Annotated in this window: 18 protein-coding genes and 1 pseudogene; 12 read left to right on the forward strand and 7 right to left on the reverse strand. The window is 72.8% G+C overall.

All coding sequences use genetic code 11. From position 1 onward, the window contains the following. Positions 1–57: 57 nt before the first annotated feature. The 3 genes from ACN28C_RS31955 to ACN28C_RS31965 all read left to right on the forward strand — a co-directional run bounded on the left by ACN28C_RS31955 (position 58) and on the right by ACN28C_RS31965 (position 4,049). Positions 58–1,200 carry a DNA polymerase ligase N-terminal domain-containing protein gene (locus ACN28C_RS31955; RefSeq protein ID WP_422771201.1) on the forward strand — a complete coding sequence of 381 codons (1,143 nt, stop codon included), beginning with the start codon at positions 58–60 and terminating at the stop codon, positions 1,198–1,200. A gap of 78 nt (positions 1,201–1,278) precedes the next feature. After that, positions 1,279–2,484, forward strand: coding sequence for a threonine synthase (locus ACN28C_RS31960; RefSeq protein ID WP_422771202.1), 1,206 nt, complete (start codon positions 1,279–1,281; stop codon positions 2,482–2,484). 95 nt (positions 2,485–2,579) lie between these two features. Further along, on the forward strand, positions 2,580–4,049 hold the full coding sequence (locus ACN28C_RS31965; RefSeq protein ID WP_422771203.1) for an MGH1-like glycoside hydrolase domain-containing protein: 1,470 nt from the start codon (positions 2,580–2,582) through the stop codon (positions 4,047–4,049). Between the two features lie 5 nt (positions 4,050–4,054). Here the strand turns inward: ACN28C_RS31965 and ACN28C_RS31970 are convergent, their stop codons facing one another. Next, a complete protein-coding gene (locus ACN28C_RS31970) occupies positions 4,055–4,447 on the reverse strand; it encodes a cupin domain-containing protein (RefSeq protein WP_422771204.1) in 393 nt (130 codons plus the stop codon). Between the two features lie 493 nt (positions 4,448–4,940). Then, positions 4,941–5,375, reverse strand: coding sequence for a hypothetical protein (locus ACN28C_RS31975; protein WP_422771205.1), 435 nt, complete (start codon positions 5,373–5,375; stop codon positions 4,941–4,943). Positions 5,376–5,621: 246 nt separating this feature from the next. On the opposite strand from ACN28C_RS31975, the pseudogene ACN28C_RS31980 reads away from it, so the two are divergent. Both ACN28C_RS31980 and ACN28C_RS31985 read left to right on the forward strand, forming a co-directional pair. Then, positions 5,622–5,834, forward strand: a pseudogene (locus ACN28C_RS31980) (fibronectin type III domain-containing protein); the annotation flags it as partial. Positions 5,835–6,075: 241 nt separating this feature from the next. Continuing rightward, entirely contained in the window at positions 6,076–7,038 is a 963-nt protein-coding gene (locus tag ACN28C_RS31985) for an NAD-dependent protein deacetylase (RefSeq protein ID WP_422771206.1), read from the forward strand. 80 nt (positions 7,039–7,118) lie between these two features. On the opposite strand, the gene ACN28C_RS31990 is transcribed toward ACN28C_RS31985, so the two are convergent. From ACN28C_RS31990 to ACN28C_RS32000, 3 genes are all read right to left on the reverse strand, one after another. Further along, positions 7,119–8,054 carry a DMT family transporter gene (locus ACN28C_RS31990; protein WP_422771207.1) on the reverse strand — a complete coding sequence of 312 codons (936 nt, stop codon included), beginning with the start codon at positions 8,052–8,054 and terminating at the stop codon, positions 7,119–7,121. Between the two features lie 254 nt (positions 8,055–8,308). After that, complete coding sequence (locus ACN28C_RS31995; RefSeq protein ID WP_422771208.1) at positions 8,309–8,605, reverse strand: HesB/IscA family protein; 297 nt, start codon at positions 8,603–8,605, stop codon at positions 8,309–8,311. A gap of 287 nt (positions 8,606–8,892) precedes the next feature. Next, positions 8,893–10,071 (reverse strand): NAD(P)-binding domain-containing protein, encoded by a 1,179-nt coding sequence (locus ACN28C_RS32000; protein ID WP_422771209.1) that lies wholly within the window; start codon positions 10,069–10,071, stop codon positions 8,893–8,895. 22 nt (positions 10,072–10,093) lie between these two features. On the opposite strand from ACN28C_RS32000, the gene ACN28C_RS32005 reads away from it, so the two are divergent. From ACN28C_RS32005 to ACN28C_RS32025, 5 genes are all read left to right on the forward strand, one after another. Next, positions 10,094–11,407: a phospholipase D-like domain-containing protein gene (locus ACN28C_RS32005; RefSeq protein WP_422771210.1), complete on the forward strand. Its 1,314-nt coding sequence runs from the start codon at positions 10,094–10,096 to the stop codon at positions 11,405–11,407. 123 nt (positions 11,408–11,530) lie between these two features. Further along, entirely contained in the window at positions 11,531–13,111 is a 1,581-nt protein-coding gene (gene aceB / locus ACN28C_RS32010; RefSeq protein WP_422771211.1) for a malate synthase A, read from the forward strand. Positions 13,112–13,201: 90 nt separating this feature from the next. Then, on the forward strand, positions 13,202–14,668 hold the full coding sequence (locus ACN28C_RS32015; protein WP_422771212.1) for an FAD-linked oxidase C-terminal domain-containing protein: 1,467 nt from the start codon (positions 13,202–13,204) through the stop codon (positions 14,666–14,668). 3 nt (positions 14,669–14,671) lie between these two features. Next, a complete protein-coding gene (locus ACN28C_RS32020) occupies positions 14,672–16,162 on the forward strand; it encodes an FAD-binding protein (RefSeq protein ID WP_422771213.1) in 1,491 nt (496 codons plus the stop codon). A gap of 301 nt (positions 16,163–16,463) precedes the next feature. Further along, on the forward strand, positions 16,464–17,654 hold the full coding sequence (locus ACN28C_RS32025) for a (Fe-S)-binding protein (protein WP_422771214.1): 1,191 nt from the start codon (positions 16,464–16,466) through the stop codon (positions 17,652–17,654). A gap of 33 nt (positions 17,655–17,687) precedes the next feature. Here the strand turns inward: ACN28C_RS32025 and ACN28C_RS32030 are convergent, their stop codons facing one another. Then, positions 17,688–18,317, reverse strand: coding sequence for a pyridoxamine 5'-phosphate oxidase family protein (locus tag ACN28C_RS32030; RefSeq protein WP_422774884.1), 630 nt, complete (start codon positions 18,315–18,317; stop codon positions 17,688–17,690). Between the two features lie 253 nt (positions 18,318–18,570). Here ACN28C_RS32030 and ACN28C_RS32035 point away from each other — a divergent pair, with 253 nt between their 5' ends. After that, positions 18,571–21,111 carry a hypothetical protein gene (locus ACN28C_RS32035; RefSeq protein WP_422771215.1) on the forward strand — a complete coding sequence of 847 codons (2,541 nt, stop codon included), beginning with the start codon at positions 18,571–18,573 and terminating at the stop codon, positions 21,109–21,111. Between the two features lie 181 nt (positions 21,112–21,292). Here the strand turns inward: ACN28C_RS32035 and ACN28C_RS32040 are convergent, their stop codons facing one another. Further along, positions 21,293–21,625 (reverse strand): nuclear transport factor 2 family protein, encoded by a 333-nt coding sequence (locus tag ACN28C_RS32040; RefSeq protein WP_422771216.1) that lies wholly within the window; start codon positions 21,623–21,625, stop codon positions 21,293–21,295. Between the two features lie 89 nt (positions 21,626–21,714). Between ACN28C_RS32040 and ACN28C_RS32045 the strand changes: the two genes are divergently transcribed. Then, on the forward strand, positions 21,715–22,203 hold the full coding sequence (locus tag ACN28C_RS32045; RefSeq protein WP_422771217.1) for a winged helix-turn-helix transcriptional regulator: 489 nt from the start codon (positions 21,715–21,717) through the stop codon (positions 22,201–22,203). Positions 22,204–22,310 lie beyond the last annotated feature (107 nt).

Genomic DNA, 22,310 nt, shown 5'->3' on the forward strand with positions numbered 1-22,310 from the left:
TCCGGCGTCCGAAGCCGCGAGCCGGCACCCGGCGGTGGAAGGGCGGAGAATGGCGGTATGTCGGACCGGCTGGACGAATACCGGCGCAGGCGCGACCCGGCGCGTACCCCCGAGCCGGTGCCGCAGCCGGCGGTCCGGAAGCCGGCGGCGACACCGGCCGACGGGCAGCCCGGGGGCCGGTTCGTGATCCAGCAGCACCACGCGCGCGCCCTGCACTGGGACCTGCGACTGGAGCGGGACGGCGCCCTCGCCTCCTGGGCGGTGCCGCGCGGGCTGCCCCGCGAGCCGGGACGCAGCCACCTGGCCGTACACACCGAGGACCATCCGCTCGAATACCTCGATTTCTCCGGCGAGATCCCGGCCGGCGAGTACGGCGGCGGCCGGATGACGCTCTTCGACCGCGGCGACTACACCTGCGAGAAGTGGCGCGACGACGAGGTGCTGGTGCAGTTGCGCGGCGGGCGGGTCTCCGGGCGCTACGTGCTGTTCCGGACGACCCGGGCCGGCGGGTCGGGCAGGGGTGGCGACCGGCGGGGCGGCGGGGGCACCGAGCGGGACTGGATGGTCCGCCGGCTGGATCCGGCCCCGCCGGGCTGGCAGTCGATGCCGGAGCGGATCCGCCCGATGCTGGCGACGGCGGCGGCGACGCTTCCGCCCGACGACGCCGCGTGGGGCTACGAGATGCGCTGGGACGGCCTGCGGGCGATCGGGTACGTCTCCGGTGGCCGGCTGCGGCTGCGCTCCGGCACCGACGACGATCTCCTGCCGGCGTACCCGCAGCTGCGCGAACTGGCCGAGGTGCTGGCCCCGATCGAGGCGGTGCTCGACGGCGAGCTGGTCACCTTCGACCGGGCTGGGCGGGTCCGCCCGGCGGCAGCGTCCGGACCGGGCGGAGCGGGTCCGGTGCGGGACGGCAGCCAGTACCTGATCTTCGACCTGCTGTGGCTGGAGGGGACGAGCAGCCTGGAGCTGCCGTACGCGCAGCGCCGCGAACTGCTCGACGGCCTGGCCCTGTCCGGGCCGCACTGGCAGACGCCACCGTACTTTCCCGGCGGTGGCCGGTACGCGCTCGAGGCCAGCCGCGAGCAGGGCCTGACCGGGGTGGTGGCGAAGCGGCTGGACGCCGGCTACCGCCCGGGTCGGCGCAGCCGCCACTGGCTCGCCGTCGAACCGGGGCCGGCGGCAGGCCCGAAAGAGTGATCCGGACGGCCGGCGGTTACCGTGCGCGTCGGTGACACGGCCGGGGATCATCAGAAGGACCGAATGGGAGGCCGCCCGGTGTACCTGACGCACCTGCACTGTCCGCGTTGCGACAGCACCTACGACGCGGACCGCCCGCAGAACCTCTGCTCGTGCGGCTCGCCCCTGCTGGCCCGCTACGACCTGACGGCGGTACGCGGCGCGGTGGGCCCGGCCGCGCTGGCGAGACGTCCGGCCGATCTCTGGCGCTATCGGGAACTGCTGCCAATCGCCGAGGACCGGCACGTCACCACGTTCGGCGAGGGGTGGAGCCCGATGCTGCCGGCGGCGCGGTACGGCGAATCGATCGGCGTACCCGGGCTGCTTGTCAAGGACGAGGGGTTGATGCCGACCGGTTCGTTCAAGGCCCGGGGCGCGGCGGTGGGCGTCTCCCGCGCTCGGGAGTTGGGCATCCGGCACGTGGCCATGCCGACCAACGGAAACGCGGGTGCCGCCTGGGCCAGCTACGCGACCCGGGCCGGGCTGCGGGCGACCATCGCGATGCCACTCGGTGCGCCCACCATCACCCGGCGGGAGTGCCTGGCCGCCGGCGCGGAACTGCACCTGATCGACGGGTTGATCAGCGACGCCGGCCGGTACGCCGGCAAGCTGATCGCCGCCTCGGCCGGCTCGCCGGAGGAGGGCGGGATCTTCGACGTCGGCACCCTCCGGGAGCCCTACCGGCTGGAGGGGAAGAAAACCATGGGGTACGAGATCGTCGAGCAGCTCGGCTGGCAGGTGCCCGACGTGATCGTCTATCCGACCGGCGGTGGGGTGGGGCTGATTGGCATCCACAAGGCCCTGCACGAGCTGCGGGAACTCGGCTGGATCGGCGAGGCCCTCCCCCGGCTCGTCGCCGTACAGTCGACCGGCTGCGCGCCGATCGTGCGCGCCTTCGGGGCCGGGGCACGCCGCGCCGAGCCGTGGGCCGACGCCTGGACCGTCGCCTTCGGCATCAACGTGCCCGCGCCGCTCGGCGACGAACTGATCCTGGACGCGCTCCGGGACACCGCCGGCACGGCGATCGCCGTCGACGACGAGGCGATCCTCGCCGACCTGCACGACTTCGGCGCGCAGGAGGGTCTGCTGCTCTGCCCGGAGGGGGCCGCCTGCCTCACCGCCGTGCGGCAGCTGCGGGCCGGCGGCTGGCTCCGCTCCGACGAGCGGGTGGTGGTGCTCAACACCGGCGCCGGGTTGAAATACCCGGAAACCGTCGACGTGGACAGCCTGCCGGTCGCCGGATGAACGGCCGCAGGCAGTTCGCGGGGCGGACCGGGCAGTTCGCGGGGCGGGCCGAAAGTTGACAACGACGGTGCGCCGACGGTAGGCGTTGACTGGTTATGTCTCACGCCGCGAAGCACGTCCGGGCGACCGGATCGACGGAATCCCCCGACCTACCACGCCAGCTCGGCGACGCCGACGCGCAGACGTGGCGCGGTGCCGCCGCGATCCTGGACGCCAACTGGACCGGGACCCACACGGTGCCCTCGCGCACCCTCTATCCGCACCAGTGGAGCTGGGACGCGGGCTTCATCGGCGTCGGGCTGGCGCACGTCGCGCCGGAGCGGGCCTGGCAGGACCTGCGCAGCCTCTTCGAGGCGCAGTGGCCGGACGGGCGGGTCCCGCACATCGTCTTCGACCCCGGGGTCACCGAACGCGACTACTTCCCGGGCCCGTCCTTCTGGACCGGCGGCACCCCGTACGCCACGGATCCGGCGGCGCAGGACGGCAACGGTGCCGGTCCGCGCCGCGCGGTCCGGGCGCCGGGTGGCGGGGCCGGGTGGCCGGGCAACGAGGCCGGGTCGGGCAGGCCGAGCAGCGGAATCGTCCAGCCACCCGTGCACGCGGTCGGTGCCTGGGAGGTCTACCGGCGTGCGCCGGGCGATGCGGCCGCCGAGGAGCTGGGCTGGCTCTATCCGCGCCTCGTCGCCCAGCAGGAATACCTGACCACCTGCCGGGACGTGGGTGGGGCCGGGCTCGCCGCCATCGTGCACCCGTGGGAGTCCGGGCTCGACAACAGCCCGGCCTGGGACGAGGCGCTCGCCGCCGTACCGCTGGCGGTCGAGGTGCTGCACCGGTACACCCGGCGGGACATCCAGGTGGTCTCCTCGGACCACCGCCCGACCGACGACGACTATGCCCGTTACCTGAGCATCGCGCTGTCGTACCGGGACGGGGGTTACCGGGACGCGGAACTCGGGGCGCGGCATCCGTTCCTGGTCGAGTGCCCCGGCTTCAACGCGCTGCGCGGCCTGGCCGAGGTGACGCTGGCCCGGATCGCCGAGGTCGTCGGCGCCGACCCGGCGCCGCACCGGGCGCGGGCGCGCGACATCACCCGGCAGCTCGCGGAACGGCTCTTCGATCCGGCCACCGGCATGTTCCACGCCCTGGACGTCCGCACCGGGCGGCGCAGCGCCGCCCGGTGCGTCAACGGTCTGCTGCCGCTGGTCCTGCCCGAGCTACCGGTGGCGCAGGTGGCCGGCCTGGTCGCCGCGATCGGGTCGGCCCGGTTCGGGATCGACGCCGGCATGCCGGTGCCGAGCTACGACCGGTCGGCGGCCGACTTCGACCCGTTGCGGTACTGGCGCGGCCCGGTCTGGTTCAACATCAACTGGTTGCTCCGCCTCGGGCTGCGGACGCACGGCCGGGAGCAGCTGGCCGAGACGCTCCGCTCGGCCCTGCTGCACCTGGTCCGGCACTCCGGGTATTACGAGTACTTCCATCCCGGCACCGGCGCCGGGATCGGCTCCCCTGCGTTCAGTTGGACCGCCGCGCTCACCCTGGACCTTCTCGCCGATCAACCGCGATAGCGCGGTCAGCCGGTCGGCGGCTCGTCCTTGCCGGCCTCCTCCATCGCATCGGCCTCCTCCTTGGTGTGGTGCACCGCGTGGTCCGCGTGCTCCGGAGGGCCGTAGATGGTGTAGAGCACCAGCGGGTTGGGGCCGGTGTTGACGAAGTTGTGCTTCCGCCCGGCCGGCACGACAACCAGGTCGCCCTGGGCCACCTTGCGAGTCTGCCCACTGACCCGGGCCTCGCCGGTGCCGCTGACGAACGTGAGGATCTGGTCGATGTCCTCGTGAACCTCTTCGCCGATCTCGCCGCCCGGCGGGATCGTCATGATGACCAACTGGGTGTGCTTGCCGGTCCACAACACCCGGCGGAAGTCCGGGCTCTCCTGTGCGACGGTGGCGATCGTGAAGTGCTCCATGGCCGAATTCTTACCCCGAATCCGGGGCGATGATTCCCGGTTGGCTGTGACCTGAGTGACCGCTGGGCCGGTCGGGATGCGGCGGGGCGCCTTTACCAGGGTCGGACGTCGCACCGGGTTTGCTTTCGGGGGCGGTGGGAAACCCCACAACTAGCCGGAACGGCCACGACGGTCAACCGGCCGAGCCAGGTCCCCGCTGGCGTACCGCCGTTGGGCTGCGCGGACGGGAGACGGCCAGAGCGCGGCGACGCCACTTTCACCGGCGGCGCCGCGCGCTCTTGTCGAACGCCACCTTCTTGTCGAACGCCATCTCCTTGTCGAACGCTGCCATCTCCTTGTCGAACGCTGCCTTCTTGTCAATGCCTGTACTCCCGCCGGGATGGACGGTCCCCGCGGCGCCGGGCCGCGCCGCGGGGACCGGGGCCAGGCGGTGCCGCCTGGCCCTCCGAGGCCCGGCCGGTGGCGCGCCGGCCGGGCGTCGGGTGAGTACGACTCAGGACGAGACGTGCAGGTGGAACGAGCGGTCGGCGGGCACGCCGGAACTGTTCCAGGTCTGCACGAAGACCCCGGCCGGGTTGCCGGCCCGGCCGACGACGGCGATCTCGCCGGGTGGTGACCCGCCGACGCTGCCGGTCAGGCCGAGGGTGGCGATGAAGGCCGACCGGGCCACGGGCTGGATGAAGACCACCTGGTACTGGCCGGTGGTGATGCGGGATGACGAGACCACCCCGAAGCCCCGGGCGAGCGTTCCGTTCGCGTTCACCACCGCGAAGTGGCCCTGGGCGGTGGCCGGCAGTCCGGCGGCGGTGGCGGGCACGGCCGCGACGTCCACCCCGTCCGCCTCGATACCCTCGGCGGGCAGTTCGTTGATGGCGGCGGGTGGCTGTTCGTCGACCGCCACCTGTGGGGCCTCGCTCTTCTCGGACATGGTGGTGCTCCTTGCTGCTCGGGCCGGTTGTCGGCCCGTGGACGAGGGATCGCGGGGCGTTGCCACAGCGAGCGGTGGCGAGCCCCGGGGCGGTACCTACCCGGAGCCGACATTACTCTCCGTCAACGTTTGACCACACTTAGTACGCCTGTCCGATCGAGGACACCAACTCTGGACAGCGCGACGCAAGCTGCCCGCCCTCCCGCACCCCACCACCTCGCCCTGGCCCTGCCGGTCCTGCCGGCCGTGCCCGCGCAGACCGACCCGCTGATCCCGCTTCCACCGCCCGGCCGGCCGCTGGCCACCGGCATCACCCCGACCAGCGCCACCCTGACCTGGACGCACCCGGACGGCCCGGTCTTCCGCTACTCGATGCTGCGGCTGGTCGACGGCGAGGGGCAGGGCTTCTCCTCGATGCCGTTCGACACCGTCACCTTCACCGCGCTCACGCCGGGCACCGAACACACCGTCGCGGTACGCGCGGCCGCGTTGGTCGGCTCGGGCTACCCGATGAGCCCACTGTCGGAGCCGCTCACCTTCAGCACTCCGCGATCGAGCCAGCACCCACCGGTTGACGCCGCACCGTCGCCCCCGGCACCGGATGCACGATCGTGCAGTGATCCGGCCCGCTCGCCGCTCCGGCCTGCTCGCCGCTCCGGCCCGCTCGCCGCTCCGGCGGGCCGCGAGGCAGCATGGACGGGTGGACAATCGGAACGCCGACGCGTACGCCCCGCTGGCGCACCTCCTGACCGGCGGCGAGGTTGTGGTGCTCAGCGGCGCCGGCATCTCCACCGATTCGGGCATTCCCGACTACCGGGGACCGAGTGGGGCGCTGCGCCGGCACACCCCCATGACGTACCAGACGTTCGTCGGCGATCCGCGGGCCCGGCGCCGGTACTGGGCGCGCAGCCACCTCGGCTGGCGCACCATTGTCCGGGCCACGCCGAACGCCGGGCACCGGGCCCTCGCCGAACTCGACCGGCGCGGCCTGCTCGCCGGGATCCTCACCCAGAACGTCGACGGACTGCACCAGGCGGGCGGCGCCGGCTCCGTGATCGAGCTGCACGGCAGCCTGGCCCGGGTGATCTGCCTCGGCTGCGGTGACACCACCGACCGGGAGGCGCTGGACCGCCGGCTGCGGGCCGCCAATCCCCGGTTCGCCGCCCGCTCCGACACCGTCAACCCGGACGGCGACGTCGAACTGCCGGACGCGATGGTTGACGACTTCCGGACCGTGGACTGCCAGGCGTGTCGCGGCGGCATACTCAAGCCGGACGTCGTCTTCTTCGGCGAGTCCGTGCCGGCAGACCGGGTCCGAGCCTGCTTCGATCTGGTCGAGCGGGCGCGCCTACTGTTGGTGCTCGGCTCCTCCCTGACCGTGATGTCCGGCCGCCGGTTCGTGATCCGGGCGGCCCGGCTCGGCATCCCCGTGGTGATCGTCAACCAGGGTCCGACCAGGGGCGACGACTACGCGGAACTCACCGTCGACGCCCCGCTCGGCCTGGTCCTGCCGGAACTGGTCCGGCTCACCGACCCGACCCGGTCCGCCACCGCGGGAGATGGCCCGACCGGCGGCCGGTGGCACCGGCTGGTGCCGGCCCGTTCCCTGCCCGACCGGTCGCGGGCAGGAAACGGGTCGGCGGAGGTCCGACCGCGCGGCTAGACCGGAGCGGCTAGACCGGAGCGGCTAGACCGGAGCGGCTAGACCGGAGCGGCTAGACCGGAGCGGCTAGACCGGAGCGGCTAGACCGGAGCGGCTAGACCGGAGCGGCTAGACCGGGCGGCGCGCGCCACCGCCACCCCGAGCAGCACCGCGCCGAACACGCCGACCGGGCCGAGCCGGTCACCGAGCAGCAGCGCGGCGAGTACCGCACCGACCAACGGCTCCAGCAGCGCCAGCAGCGCCGCGGTGCCGGGCCGGACGGTACGCAGCCCTCGGAAGTAGAGCAGGTACGCCAGTGCGGTCGGCCCGGTCCCGAGCGCGACCAGCAGGGCGAGGGCGGCCGGAGCCGGATCGAAGCCGAGTCCGCCCGTGCCGGCGGCCACCGGCACCAGCAACAGCCCGCCGAGGGTGAAGGCGTACCCGACGCCGGCGAGGTCGTCCACTCCGGACACGGGCCTGGCGCCGAGCAGGGTGATCGCGGCGAACCCGGCTGCGGAGACGAGCGCGAGCAGCGTACTGGAGAACACCGCGAGCGGCCCGAAGCCGCCGGCCGGCAGCCCGACCAGCGCGGCCAGTCCGCCGACCGCCAGCGCACAGGTCGCGGCCGTCGAGCGGTCCGGTCGGCGTCGGCCGGTGACCGCCTCCACGGCGAGGACGAGCATCGGTGCGGCGCCGATGGTGACGAGCGTGGCGAGGCTGACCGAGGTCAGCGACACCGCGCAGAAATAGCAGGTTTGGTAGACGGCGGCCAGTACGGCGTACCAGGCGATCCGGGACCAGGCCGCCCGACCACGCGGCGGCCGGCGGCCGGTGACGACGAGGAGGCACACGATCAGAGCCCCGCCGACGGCGAGCCGGTAGCCGGCCACCGCGATGGGGGAGAGTCCGGTGTCCTGCCGGAGCAGGGTGCCGGTCAGTCCGCCCGTGCCCCACAACGTGCCAGAGATGACCAGAAACCAGAGGCCGGCACCGGAGCGGCGGCGCGCGGCGGCCAGCGGTGCGGTGGAGGTGTGCATGAGGGTTCGCGCTCCTGCGACGAGAGGGGGAATCGGTCGCGGAAGCGGGGCGAGCCCGGGATCACCCAGTAGGGAACGGCGCGTCGGCCGGATCGACACGACACGCCGGGGTTGTCGCCCCGCTCAGGAGCGCGGGGGCGGGGTGATCGGAAAGCAGCGATGCACGGCTGGACTGTACCGGACCGGAAGCGGGCCGCCCCCGGGCATTCCCATCCGGTGGGCGGCCCGGTGCCGGGCGTGCCTGCGGGTGTGGGTCAGACGGCGGCCGTCGGGCCCTGTTCCGCGAAGCCGAACTGCACCGCGCCCTGCGCGTCGACCGCGGCGTCCAGCGCCTTGTCGTCGAGGATCTGCGCGGCCTGCGGGTCGAGGAAGACCCGCGCCCCGTCGCTGTCCACCACCTGGTCGCCCTGGGCCGGACTGGTGGCCAGGGAGAGGTTGAGCGACCCGGCGTTGAGGTCGCTGGCGATGCGCAGGCCGGCTCCGTCCGGCACCTCCTGCTGCGCGGTCAGGTCCCGGATCACGAGTACGGCGTTCTCGGTCATGGTGAGCATGGAGACTCCTCGTGGATTTTTCGTGTGCGGCCCGTGCGCCCATCCGGCGGGCGTACACCGGGCACCCGAGTCAGGCCAACTGGGGCCTTCGGACATCACGGCGGCCATCGGTCATGTAGCCAGCCCACTCGTCTGGTCCACGTGTGGGCGGACCGGGCTGACGCCTGGGTACGGCCGGTATCCGCCGCACCCCGCGGTCGTCGACCTGGCGCGACGGGCCGTACTTGCCCTACGTTGCCGCTTCCACCCTCATTCGTCAAATCCGGTGAGCCGCCCGGCGGGGCGTGCTATGCGGCACCCTCGGCGCCCGAGGTGTTAGGAAGGGCCCCCGCTACAACAGAAAACGATAAGCGGGGGCCCTTCCTTGCAAGATCGCGTACGGCGGCGCGGGCGGCCCGGTTGGCGCCGATCGTGCTGGCCGACGGCCCGTAACCGATCAGGTGGATCCGCTCGTCGGCGACGACCCGGGTGCCGTCCATCAGGATGCCGCCGCCGGGGGCGCGCAGTTTCAGCGGGGCGAGGTGGCCGAGCACGGCCCGGAAACCGGTACACCAGAGGATGACGTCGGCGGCGAAGCTGCCGCCGTCGGGCCAGACGACCCCGTCGGGAGTGATCCGGTCGAACATCGGCAGCCGGCGCAGCAGGCCCTCGGCCCGCATCCGGCGCAGCTGCGGTGTCCACATCAGACCGGTGGCGGCGACGACGCTGGTCGGCGGCAGGCCGGCCCGGACCCGGGCGTCGACCCGGGCCACCGCGGCCCGGCCCCACTCCGGGGTGTACGCGCCGTCGGCGATCTCCGGTGCGCGCCGGGTCACCCACCGGGTCTCGGCGGCCACCGCGGCGACCTCGTCCAGCAACTGGAGCGCGGAGGTGCCGCCGCCGACCACCACCACCCGGCGCCCCGCGAACTCCGCCGGGCCCCGGTAGTCGGCGGTGTGCAGTTGCCGGCCGGCGAACGCCTCCTGCCCGGGGTAGTAGGGCCAGAACGGCTGCCGCCAGGTGCCGGTCGCGTTGACAAGTGCCCGGGTATGCCACCGCCCGGCGTCGGTGACCACCGCGAGCCGGCCGTCGGGCAGGTCGTGTACCGAGGTCACGTTGACCGGACGGTGCACCGGGAGGGCGAACTCCCGCTCGTACGCGGCGAAGTAGTCGGAGACCACCTCGGCGGCGGGCCGGTCGGGGTCGATCTCGCCGAGCGGCCGGCCGGGCAGGTCGTGCACGCCGTGCACGGCGGACATCCGCAGCGTCGGCCAGCGGTCCCGCCACGCACCGCCCGGCCCGGTGCCGCCGTCGAGCAACACATAGCCGGTCTCCGGGGCGAATTCGGCCCGGCGGAGGAAGTAGCCGGCGGAGAGTCCCGCCTGACCGGCGCCGATCACCACCACGTCGACGTCCGGAGCGTTCACCTCCGGGTCAACTCCGGGCGGTGCCGGATCCCTTCCGGAATCGGAGGTTCCGTCGGTCACACCGGGATGGCATCATCCAGCCATGCGGATATGTAGATTTTCGTCGCGATCGGTCGCCCGTTCGGCACTCGTCTTCATGCTCGCCGCCGGCACGCTCGGCGTACCGGCGGTGGGTGGTGGCGGTCCGGCCGGCGCCGCCGAGCCCGATCCGACGATGAACGACGCGGTCTTCAACCGGCCGACCGGGTCGGCCACGCAGCAGAACGCGATCTTCATCCAACTCGCCCGGATCATCGACCGGGTGCCGGCCGGCGGCGAGATCCAGATGTCCTGGTTCGGGTTCGGCGTCACCGACGTCACCGACTCGGCCAGTACGCCGGATCTGCCCGGACGCCTGCTGAACGCGCATCAGCGGGGGGTACGCGTCAAAATCATCCTCGACCACGAGCAGGTCAGCCAGCGGCCGTACCAGCGGCTGTCGCCGGTGCTCGGCAACGACGACAGCGCCTCGTCCTACATCGTGCACTGCTCCGACCAGTTCCCCGGCGCCGACCGGGGCTGCATCGGCACCCGGCGGATCGACTACACCGACTCCTCGGTGACGGCGTACAACCACAACAAGTTCCTGACCGCCTCCAGCATCGTGCTGAACAACGGCTCGACCGTCTCCAACGTGGTCTTCCAGGGCTCGGCGAACCTGGGCTGGTGGGACGCGAACGAGGCGTACAACAACGGATTGACCTTCAGCGACGCCACGACGTACCAGGCGTACCGGAGCTACTTCGCGGACCTGCGGTCCTACCGGCACACCTCGGGCGGGAACAACAACTACTACCGGAGCACCCCGACCGGCTCCACCTACCGGGCCTACTTCTTTCCCCGGCGGGAGCGCTCCGGCCAGCCGGTCGGCGACCCGGCCACCGACACCATCGTCAGCGTCCTCGACACCGTGCGCTCCTGCTCCTACGACGACAACGGCACCCGGCGGCAGACCGACGTACGGGTCAACATGTTTTCGTTCAACCGGCCCGAGGTGGCCAGGCGGCTCACCGCGCTGCGCAACGCCGGCTGCTGGGTCGACGTCGTCTACAGCGAGGCCAACAGCGGCGTGCTGAACGCGCTGGGCAGCAACGTCCAGCTCACCAGGTGCAACTACAACGTCGGGCCGGGCCGGGACATCCGCACGCACAACAAGTACATGCTGATCGACGGCGCGTACGACGACGACATCGTGCCCCGCGTCTTCACCGGCAGCCACAACTACAACGTCTCGGCGCTACGCCAGGCCGACGAGGCGATGCTTCGGGTCATGGGCCGGGGCATCCACGACGACTACCTGAGCGATTTTTGGCACGTCCGGGACACCTGCCGGGCCAATGGTGGCGCGATCCGCTGAGCGAGCCGCCGGAGACGCATGGCCGCCCCGGCGTGCGGGTCGCCCGGCGTGCGGGTCGGTCGTAACGGGCCGGACGGCCCCGCGCGCCGTACCCTGAGGAGATCACCCACGAGGAGGTCGGCGATGAACCTGCCGCAGGGCGTCCAGGTCACCGGGACGCGGAGCGACCGCTACGAGGAGATACTCACGCCCGGGGCGCTCGACTTCCTGGCCCGGCTGCACCGGTCGTTCGACGACCGCCGCCGGGACCTGCTGGCCCGACGCGCCGACCGGGCGGCGGCGCTGGCCGCGGATGGCACCCTCGACTTCCTCCCCGAGACCGCCGGGATCCGTTCCGGCGACTGGCGGGTCGCCGAACCGGCACCCGGGCTGGTCGACCGGCGGGTCGAGATCACCGGTCCGACCGACGCCAAGATGACCATCAACGCGCTCAACTCCGGCGCCAAGGTCTGGCTCGCCGACTTCGAGGACGCCAACACCCCGCTCTGGCAGAACGTCGTCGAGGGGCAGCTCAACCTTCGGGACGCGATCGCCGGCAAGCTGGAGCTGCGGACGCCGGAGGGGAAGCACTACCGGCTGCGCGACGGCGACCTGGCGACCATCGTGGTCCGGCCGCGCGGCTGGCATCTGCCGGAGAAGCACATCCTGGTCGACGGGGAGCGCATCGCCGGTGCCCTGGTCGACTTCGGCCTCTACTTCTTCCACTGCGCGCGGCCGCAGCTCGACGCCGGCTCCGGGCCCTACTTCTATCTGCCGAAGCTGGAGAGTCACCTGGAGGCGCGGCTCTGGAACGACGTCTTCGGCGCCGCGCAGGAGTGGCTGGGCATCCCGCGCGGCACCATCCGGGCCACCGTGCTGATCGAGACCATCCCGGCCGCGTTCGAGATGGACGAGATCCTCTACGAGTTGCGCGAGCACTCCGCCGGGCTGAACGCGGGCCGCTGGGACTACATGTTCAGCGTGATCAAGAAGTTCCGTACCCGGGGCAGCGAGTTCCTGCTGCCGGACCGCAACGCGGTGACGATGACCGCACCGTTCCTGCGGGCATACACCGAACTGCTGGTGCGGACCTGTCACCGGCGCGGCGCGCACGCGATCGGCGGTATGGCGGCGTTCATCCCCAGCCGGCGCGACCCGCAGGTCAACGAGACGGCGCTGGCGAAGGTCCGGGACGACAAGACCCGGGAGGCGAACGACGGCTTCGACGGCTCCTGGGTGGCCCACCCCGACCTGGTGCCGGTCTGCCGGGAGGTCTTCGACGGTGTCCTCGGCGACCGACCGCACCAGCTCGACCGGACCCGCGACGAGGTACGGGTGACCGCCGCCGACCTGCTCGACGTGGCCGCCACCCCCGGCGCGCCGACCGAGGCGGGGCTGCGCAACGACGTCAGCGTCGGGATCCAGTACCTGGCGAGCTGGCTGGCCGGCTCGGGCGCGGTCGCCATCTTCAACCTGATGGAGGACGCCGCCACCGCCGAGATCTCCCGGTCGCAGGTCTGGCAGTGGCTGCACAACGAGGTGACGCTCGACACCGGTGCCCGGGTGACCCGGGAGCTCGTCGAGCGGATCGCCGACGAGGAGGTCGGCAGGCTCGGCGACGACCCCGGCCGGTACGCCGAGGCCCGCGCCCTGTTCATGGAGGTCGCGGTCGCCGACGACTTCGTCGACTTCCTCACCCTGCCCGCCTACGAACGGATGCCCTGAGCACTGCCCGCTGCCCTGAGCACCGCCCCGCTGCCCTGAACACCGCCCCGCCCCAGGATCGACCGCACCAGGCGGAACCGGAGGTCGGCAATGGCCACAGCGACGATCGAGAGACTGGCCGGAGTGCTGCGCGGTGCGCTCGACGCCGAGCAGGTCATCGACGACCGGGCCCGGCTACGGACCTACGAGTGCGACGGCCTGGCGCGGTACCGGGTGGTGCCGGCGCTGGTGGTGCTGCCGCACACCGCGCAGGAGTGCGCCCTGGTGGTCCGGGCCTGCGCGGCCGCGCGCGTGCCCTTCGTGGCCCGGGGTTCCGGCACCGGGCTCTCCGGCGGCGCCCTGCCGCACGCCGACGGGGTGCTGATCGTCACCTCCCGGCTCCGCGCGATCCGGGAGATCGCTCCGGCCGACGAGCGGGCCGTGGTCGAGCCCGGCGTGATCAACCTGGCGGTCACCCGGGCCGCCGCCCCACACGGCTACCACTACGCGCCCGACCCGTCCAGCCAGCAGATCTGCTCCATCGGCGGGAACGTGGCGGAGAACTCCGGCGGCGCGCACTGCCTCAAGTACGGCTTCACCACCAACCACGTGCTCGGGCTGGAGGTGGTCACCCCGGACGGCGCGCTGGTCCGGCTCGGCGGTCCGGCGCCGGACACCCCCGGCTACGACCTGGTCGGCGCGTTCGTCGGCTCGGAGGGGACGCTCGGAATCGCCACGGAGGTCACCGTGCGGCTGGTCCGGTCGCCGGAGTCGGTGCGTACGCTGCTCGCCGCCTTTCCCGGCACGGACGCTGCCGGGGCGGCGACCTCGGCGATCATCGCGGCCGGGGTGGTGCCGGCGGCGGTGGAGATGATGGACGCGCTCGCCATCGAGGCGGCCGAGGCGGCGGTGCACTGCGACTATCCGGCCGGCGCGGGCGCGGTGCTGATCGTCGAGCTGGACGGCCCCGGCGTCGAGGTCGAGGCGCAGTTCGCCGAGGTGGAACGGCTCTGCCGGGACAATGCCGCGTTCGAGATCCGGCTCGCCGCCGACGACGCCGAGCGGGCGCTCTTCTGGAAGGGCAGGAAGTCTGCCTTCGCGGCGGTCGGCCGGATCAGCCCGGACTACATCGTGCAGGACGGTGTGATCCCGCGGACGGCGCTGCCGGAGGTGCTGCGCCGGATCGGTGAGCTCGCGGCCGAGCGGGGCATCCGGGTGGCGAACGTCTTTCACGCCGGGGACGGCAACCTGCACCCGCTGGTCCTCTTCGACGACGCCGTCGAGGGGGAGGCGGAGCGGGCCGAGGAACTCTCCGGCGCCATCCTCGACCTCTGCGTCGCGTACGGCGGGTCGATCACCGGGGAGCACGGTGTCGGGATGGACAAGGCGAAGTACCTGCCCCGGATGTACACCGACGACGACCTGGAGACCATGCAGCTGCTGCGCTGCGCCTTCGACCCCCGCTCGCTGGCCAACCCCGGCAAGATCTTCCCCACCCCCCGGCTCTGCGGCGAGGTGCCCGGCCGGCGCCGGGGGGCGCATCCGCTACAGGAGGCCGGCCTCGCGGAGGTGTTCTGAGCCATGCCGCAGCTCGACGACACGACCACCGCACAGCTCGACGCGCTGCGGACCGCGATCGCGGAAGCCTCCGGCACCACCGACTCCGAACCGGTGGACGCAGCCGGGCCGGTGGGGGCAGCCGAGCCGGTCCGGCTAGCCGAGCCGGTGGGGGCAGCCGAGCCGGTGGGAGCAGCCGAGCCGGTCCGCCTGGCCGAACCGGTGGACGCAGTCGAACCGGTGCGCCTGGCCGAACCGGTGGACGCAGTCGAACCGGTGCGCCTGGCCGAACCGGTGGACGCAGTCGAACCGGTGCGCCTGGCCGGGCCGGCGGACGTGGTCGGTGGCGTACCGGCCCGGTTCGTCGCCGCGCCCGCCTCGACCGGGCAGGCGGCGGCACTGCTCCGGGCCGCCGCCGAGCTCGGGCTCAGCGTGGTCTTCCAGGGCGGCGGCAGCAGATCGGACTGGGGCAACCCGCCACGCACCCTCGACATGATCGTGCAGACCCGACGGCTGGCGGGCGTGGTCGAGCATGCCGCCGGCGACCTCATCGTGGTGGTCCGGGCCGGTACCCCGCTCGCCGAACTCCAACGGACGCTCGCCCCCGCCGGCCAGCAGCTCGGGCTGGACGACCCGCTCGGCGGGACCGTCGGAGGCGCCGTCGCGGTGAACGGGAGCGGGCCGCGCCGGATGCTCTACGGCACGGCTCGGGACCTGCTGATCGGGGTCACCATGGTCCGCGCCGACGGGGTGGTGGCGCACGCCGGGGGCAAGGTGGTGAAGAACGTTGCCGGATACGACCTCGGCAAGCTGGTGACCGGCGCGTACGGCACCCTCGGCCTGGTCACCGAGTGCGTCTTCCGGCTGCACCCCGTGCCGGCCGCCCGGGCGTACGTCCGGTGCCACACGGCGGGCGCCGGGACAGACGGGGTCGGCCGGCAGGTCGCCGCAGTCCTCGGGGCGCAACTGGTGCCGGCCGCGCTGGAGGTCGACGCGCCGCCCGGCGGCGGTCACGAGACCGTGCTGCTGCTCGAGGGCACCCCCGGCGGGGTCACCGGCCGGGCCGCGGCCGCCGCCCGGCTGCTCGGTGCCGGCGCGGTGTGGACCGACGAGGCGCCGCCGTGGTGGGGGCGGTATCCGTGGCGGCCCGGCGACACCGGGCTCAAGCTGACCGGGGTGCTCTCCGGCGTTCCGGATCTGCTGGCCGCCGCCCGGGCGGCGGCCGACCGGCACGGGCTGCCGATCGGGGTACGCGGCTCGGCCGGCACCGGGGTCCTCTACGCCGGCCTGTCGGCGGCGGCCCATCCGGACCGGGTGGCCCGGATCGTCGAGGAGCTGCGCGGTGCGGCCGCCGAGGCCGGCGGGCACGCCGTGGTGCTGACCGCGCCCGAGCCGGTGCGGGACCGGGTCGACCTGTGGGGCCCGGTGGACGGGCTGGAGCTGATGCGCCGGATCAAGGCGCAGTTCGATCCCGACGCGCGGTTGGCGCCCGGACGCTTCGTGGGAGGAATCTGATGCCATCGCCAGAGTTACCGAAGCCGGGCGGCATGCGACCGGCCAGGGCACCCCGGGACGTGCTCGGGCTGCTCGGCCCGGCACCCGACGACTCGACCGTCGGCGGCCGCGCACCCGGCCACCCGACCGTCGGCGGCCCGGCACCCGGCCACCCGACCGTCGGCGGCCCGGCACCCGACGATCCCGTAGCCGGACCGGCGTTCGACGGTCACCGGCCGCCGCCGGCCGAATTGGTCGCCGATTGCGTCCACTGCGGATTCTGCCTGCCGACCTCCCGACGTACGTGTTGTGGGGCGAGGAGATGGACTCGCCCCGGGGACGGATCCACCTGATCCGGCAGGGGTTGGAGGGCGAACCGCTGACCAAGGAGATGGTCGGGCACTTCGACGCCTGCCTCGGCTGCATGGCATGTGTCACCGCCTGCCCGTCCGGGGTGCGCTACGACACCCTGATCGAGCGCACCCGGCAGCAGGTGGAGCGCCGGCACCGCCGGTCGGCCCGGGAGCGGGCGCTACGAGCGGCGGTCTTCGCGTTCTTCCCGTACCCGGGGCGGCTGCGGCTGCTGCGTGGGCCGCTGCGCGCATACCAGGCGAGCGGTTTGCGCGCACTGGTCGCCCGGACCGGCCTCCTCCCCCGGCTGGCGCCGACGCTGGGCACCCTGGAGGCACTGGCCCCCCGGCTGACCCGGGCACCGAAGCCGCCGGACCGGGTGCCCGCGTACGGGCGGCGCCGGGCGGTGGTCGGGATGCTCACCGGCTGCGTGCAGAGCGCCTTCTTTCCCGGGGTGAACGCAGCGACCGCCCGGGTGCTGGCTGCCGAGGGCTGCGAGGTGGTGCTGAACCCGGCCCGGCAGGGCTGCTGTGGTGCGCTGAGTCTGCACAACGGGCGCGAGAAGGAGGCGCGCCGGTTCGCCCGCGACCTGGTCGACGCCTTCGCCGGCACCGGCATCGACTACTTCGTGGTCAACGCCGCCGGCTGCGGCTCCTCCCTCAAGGAATACGGCGAACTGCTCGCCGACGACCCGGCGTACGCGCAGCGGGCCGCCGACTTCGCCGCCCGGGTACGCGACCTCTCCGAAATTCTGGTCGAACTCGGTCCTGTCGCCCGACGGCATCCGTTGCCGGTCAGCGTCGCCTATCACGACGCCTGCCACCTCGGGCACGCCCAGGGTGTCCGCGACCAGCCCCGGGAACTGCTGCGCGCCATTCCCGAGCTGGAGCTGCGGGAGATCGCCGACCCGGAGCTCTGCTGCGGCTCGGCCGGGATATGGAACATCCTGAATCCGGAGCCGGCGGCCCGGCTCGGCGAGCGAAAGGCCCGGGATGTGCTGGCCACCGGGGCGGAGCTGCTGGTCACCGCCAACCCCGGCTGCCTGATGCAGATCACCGCCGCTCTGCCTCGATCCGGCGCGGGTCGGATCGGCCTGGCGCACACCGCTTCGGTGCTGGACGCCTCCATCCGCCGGCTGCCGGTGCAGCGACTGCTCCCGTGACTGAGCGGAGCCCGGCACCTGACCGAGCGCTGCTCAGCCCTGGTAGAGGCGGCGGGCGTAGTCGGCACCGTAGTAGCGCTCCAACTCCTCCAGCGTCTCCTCGGTCTGCTGGACCCGCTTCACGATCTGCGGCTGTGGCGGCAGCACCTCCGGATCCCAGGTCTCCGGGCGCCACAGGGAGGAGCGCATGAACGCCTTGGCGCAGTGGAAGAAGATCTGCTCGATCTCGACGACCAGGGCCAGGGCCGGACGGTGCCCCTTGACCACCATCTGGTCGAAGAAGGGCGCCTCGCGCACCAGCCGGGCCCGACCGTTGATCCGCAGAGTCTCGCCCCGGCCCGGTATGAGGTAGATCAGTCCGACGTGCGGGTTCGCCAGGATGTTGCGGAAACCGTCCGCCCGCCGGTTACCCGGCCGTTCCGGCAGGGCGATGGTGGTGTCGTCGAGGACCAGCGTGAAACCGGGCGGGTCTCCCTTGGGCGAGACGTCACAGTTGCCCGCCGCGTCGGCCGTGGCCACCAGGCAGAACGGCGAGGCCGCCAGCCACTCGCGGTCGATCTCGTGCAGCCGTACCCGTTCCTTGGTCACCGCCCTCGGGATCGGCTCGCCGAGCAACTCGCGCAGCTCCGCCTCGGACCCGATCTCGACAAGTTCTCCCCGCATCGGCATGCGACCCAGTGTAGGGAGTCCGGCCGCGACACCGGCCGGAGGCGGACACGTCCGGCCGTGTGGCGCTGCACCCGATCGAGGTGACGGCGGGCCGTGTCGTCGCCCCGATCGGGTGCGTTGACCAGGGCAAAGCACGCCGACGTGCCAGGCTCCGAACCCGTTCCGGGTGTCCCCGCCAGCGCCGTGGCCAAGCCGCGGGCGGGACCACCATCTGCCGCGGACCCCAGAGCGACCAGAGGGGTACGCCATGCCGCTGCAGCGCCACGACACGTCCCCGGTGCCGCGCCCCTCCGGGCTCGTCCCACCGGCCGCCGACCTGACCGGAGTCACCGAGCTCCGGCTGCACGGGGTGGGTGGCACGACTCCGGAGGACCTGCTCGGCGACGCGGCCCCGCAGCACGTCTCCGGTGACCGGATCGCCGGCTTCTACCGGACCGCCGACCTGCCGGACCGGCACGTCGAGGCGTACTCGTGGGGCGGGCTGACCTCGCGCAGCGGCGCCCGGGTGCTCTGGCTGCTGCTCTTCCCGTTCGCACTGGCGAACGTGGCCGGCTGGATGTGCAGCCCGCGTACCCACCAACGGCCGGTGTTGTTCCGGCTACACCGGGCGGCGGTCCGCTGGGCGGCCCTCGGGCTCACCCTCAACCTCCTGCTCATCGTGGCGATGACCGGGATGGAGCTGCTCGGCTACCAGTGCGGCGGGCAGTCCGGCTGTGCCGACGACGCCTGGCCGGTGCGCCTCCTGCACCACCCGCTGCTCGCCGACCATCCGGCCCGGCGGATCCTCGCCGGCGCGCTGCTGCCGCTCGCCATGGTCGTCCTGCTGGCGGTCCTGGCGCTGCGCACCATCGCCCGCTACGAGTCGACCAGCCCTCAGGCCCCGCCGGCCGCGAACGGGCCTCGCGGATCGGCCGGGGAGCGGGCTACCCCGGACCTGACCGAGCCGGCAGGCCTGGCCCAGGCAGCAACCCTCGCGGAGGCAGCAGACCTGACCGAGCCGGCCGACCTCCCGAAGGCGGCGGGCCGCGGCGGGTCGGATCGGGGACGGGCGGCGCGATGCGGCATCGGCCTTGCCGACCCGGGATTCTGGGACGGCCGGCGCAGCGCTCTCGAACAGGGTTACCTGCACATCGCCGCCGGGCTCGCCTTCGTCGCGATCGTCCTCGGGCACACCGTACGCGAATCGGCACGTACCGCCGATGCCCCGGTGTACGCCCCGGCCCTGGCCCAGGTCGCGCTGGCCCTTGCCGTACTGGTGCTGCTCGGTGCCGCGGTCGTCGTCGCCGCCGAACGCTGCCCGGTCGCCGTGCCGGCCGTACTGCTCGGTGCGGCGGTCGCGGCAGTCTGCTGTGCCGGCTGGTTCGCGGCCGGGCAACCGGCGTACCGGCAGGCGTTCGGCTATCTGCCGGGGATGCGGGAGGTGGCGGGGCTGGCCCTCGGCGGGGTTTCCGGCACGCTGCTGCTGGTGCTCGCGGCGGTGGTGCCGGGCGGCTGGCGCCGGGGCACGTTCGTGGTCTTCGGTCCGTTCGTGGCGCTCACCCTGAGCGTCTTCGCGCTCAACGTCGTGCTGGTCAGCATGATGACCCGGATCGCCGGCATCACGGCCGAGGTGTCGAACCGCGTGCACCTGCCGGCCGGGCCGACCGACCGGGCCGAGATCTACCTCTATCCCGTCGTCGGGCGGCTGGTGCCCTATCTGACCCTGGTGCCGCTGGGCCTGATCCTGGTCTTCGCGGGCTACGAACTGGTCTGCTACTGGCGGGCCGGAGCGGGCCGGGCGCAGCGGGAGCGGATCCGGGCCTGGTACCGGGAGCACTCGCCGCGGCCGGAGACCGAGCCGGGCTGGCAGCGCAGCACCGTGGCGGCGGAAGCCCGTGGTGGGCGGGGGTTCCTCCGGCTCTGGCGGAACATGCTCGGCCGGGGCTGGGAGGCCCGGATCGCCCGCGCGCGGCGCTTCGCCCGGATGCCCCGCGATGTCGACAAGCTGCTCACCGCCATCGCCGTGCTCTGCGCCATCCTGCTGGTGGTGCTCCAGGTCCGGTACTGGGCCTTCGGCATTCTCCCCTGGGGAACACAGTGGACGATCACCGTCGGTAGCTATCTGGCGGCCACCATCCCAGCCATGATCATCCTGGTACTCCGCAGGGGCTGGCGAAACCTGCACAGCCGGCGCCGGATCGGCGTGCTCTGGGACGTACTCACCTTCTGGCCGCGCGCCTACCATCCGCTGGCCCCGCCGTCGTACGCCGAGCGGGCCGTCCCCGAGTTGCAGCAGCGGCTCTGCCGAATCCGCGACAGCGGCGGGCGAGTGGTGCTGGCCGCACACAGTCAGGGCACGGTGCTCGCCGCCGCCGCGTTGCTACAACGGGAGAACCGGCCGAACGGCGATATGGTCGCCCTGGTCACCTTCGGCTCACCGCTGTCCACACTGTACGGCTGGGCCTTTCCCGCGTACTTCGGGGAGCGGGCGCTCGGCCGGCTCACCCCGACCGGCGGCGCCCCTGGAGTGGCGCTGCACGCCTGGCGGAACTTCTACTACCGGACGGACTACATCGGCGGCCGGGTCTTCCCGGCCGGGCGGGAGCCGGCCGAGATCGATGTGGAGTTGCCGGATCCGGTCAGCAACTGGCACATCCACGGCCAGCCAGCGCCGGTGGCGGCCCGGCATTCCGGTTACTGGGTCGACCCCGCCGTCTGGCGGACCGTGGACGACCTCGCCGAGGCGATCGCCGCCGCCCGCCGGCTTCCCCGGCAGAGCCAGGCGGCGACGCTGCACGAGGAGGCATAACTAACGGCGCCCCACGAGGAGGCATTCGTGACGGCGCCGCACCAGGAGGCATAGGTGACGGCGCCGCACCAGGAGGCATAGGTGACGGCGCCGCACCAGGAGGCATAGGTGACGGCGCCGCACCAGGAGGCATGGGTGACGGCGCTGGCGGCCACCGGTGACGGCGGCCCCGGGCCAGCAATCAGGGGGCGATGCGGAGCCGCCGGATCGCCGCGTCCTCGTACTCCTCGAACCGGAAGCGGAGGCCGGCAAAAGGACTGCCCGGGAAGTCCCCGGTGATGGTGGCGGTCACCACCGTGCCGGCCGGGGTCTCCTCGACATTGGTGATCTCGTAGCTGACCAGCGGCACCTCTCCCCGCCAGCGCCGGATCTCGGCGATGCCGCGATACACCCGTCCCTCGTCCTCCACCACGGCGTCGTCCGCGAACAACCCGAAGTACGCCTCGGCGTCCGGCTGGGAGGCGTACTCGAAGTATCGGCGGATGATCTCGGGAGTCGAACTGGTACTGGTCATGATCGGCCTCCTCGGGTTACTTTCGAACTAGAAGCGAGTGACTTCGACCTTAGCATCGACTAGGGGGCGGCTCGACGGAAGGAGACGCGGTGGCTGGCAAGATCAGACTTGAGGACCGGGAGTGCCCGCTCTCCTCGGCACTCGGGCATGTCGGCGAGTGGTGGACCCTGCTGATCCTGCACGACGCTTTCGACGGTTACACCCGGTTTGACCAGTTCCAAGCGAACCTGAACATCTCGTCCAGCATCCTGACCAGCCGCCTGAAGAGGCTGACCGAGAACGGCCTGCTCGAACGCCGCCGCTACCAGACCCGCCCGGACCGCTACGAGTACCTCCTCACCGACCTCGGCCGCAGCCTCCGCCCGGTCGTCGTCACGCTCGCCGCATGGGGCAACGCCCGGCTCCGGCCCGAGGAGCGCAGCATGATCCTGGTGGACCGGGCCACCGGCGCCGAGGCCGACCCGGTGGTGGTGGACCGGCTCACCGGCCGCCGCCTCGACGGCGACGACTTCGTCTTCACCGCCGGGCCCGCCGCAGGCCCCACCATGCGCTCCCGCTACGCCAGCCCACCCGGCTAGCCTCCCAGATGAGTTAGGAAGGGGCCCTTCTACAACAGAAAGCGATATGCGGGGGCCCTTCCTTGCACCTCGGGCTGGGGAATCCGGCATTTTGGTCCGGTGGCGAT

Source organism: Plantactinospora sp. WMMC1484 (genome assembly GCF_049315195.1).
GTDB lineage: Bacteria > Actinomycetota > Actinomycetes > Mycobacteriales > Micromonosporaceae > Plantactinospora.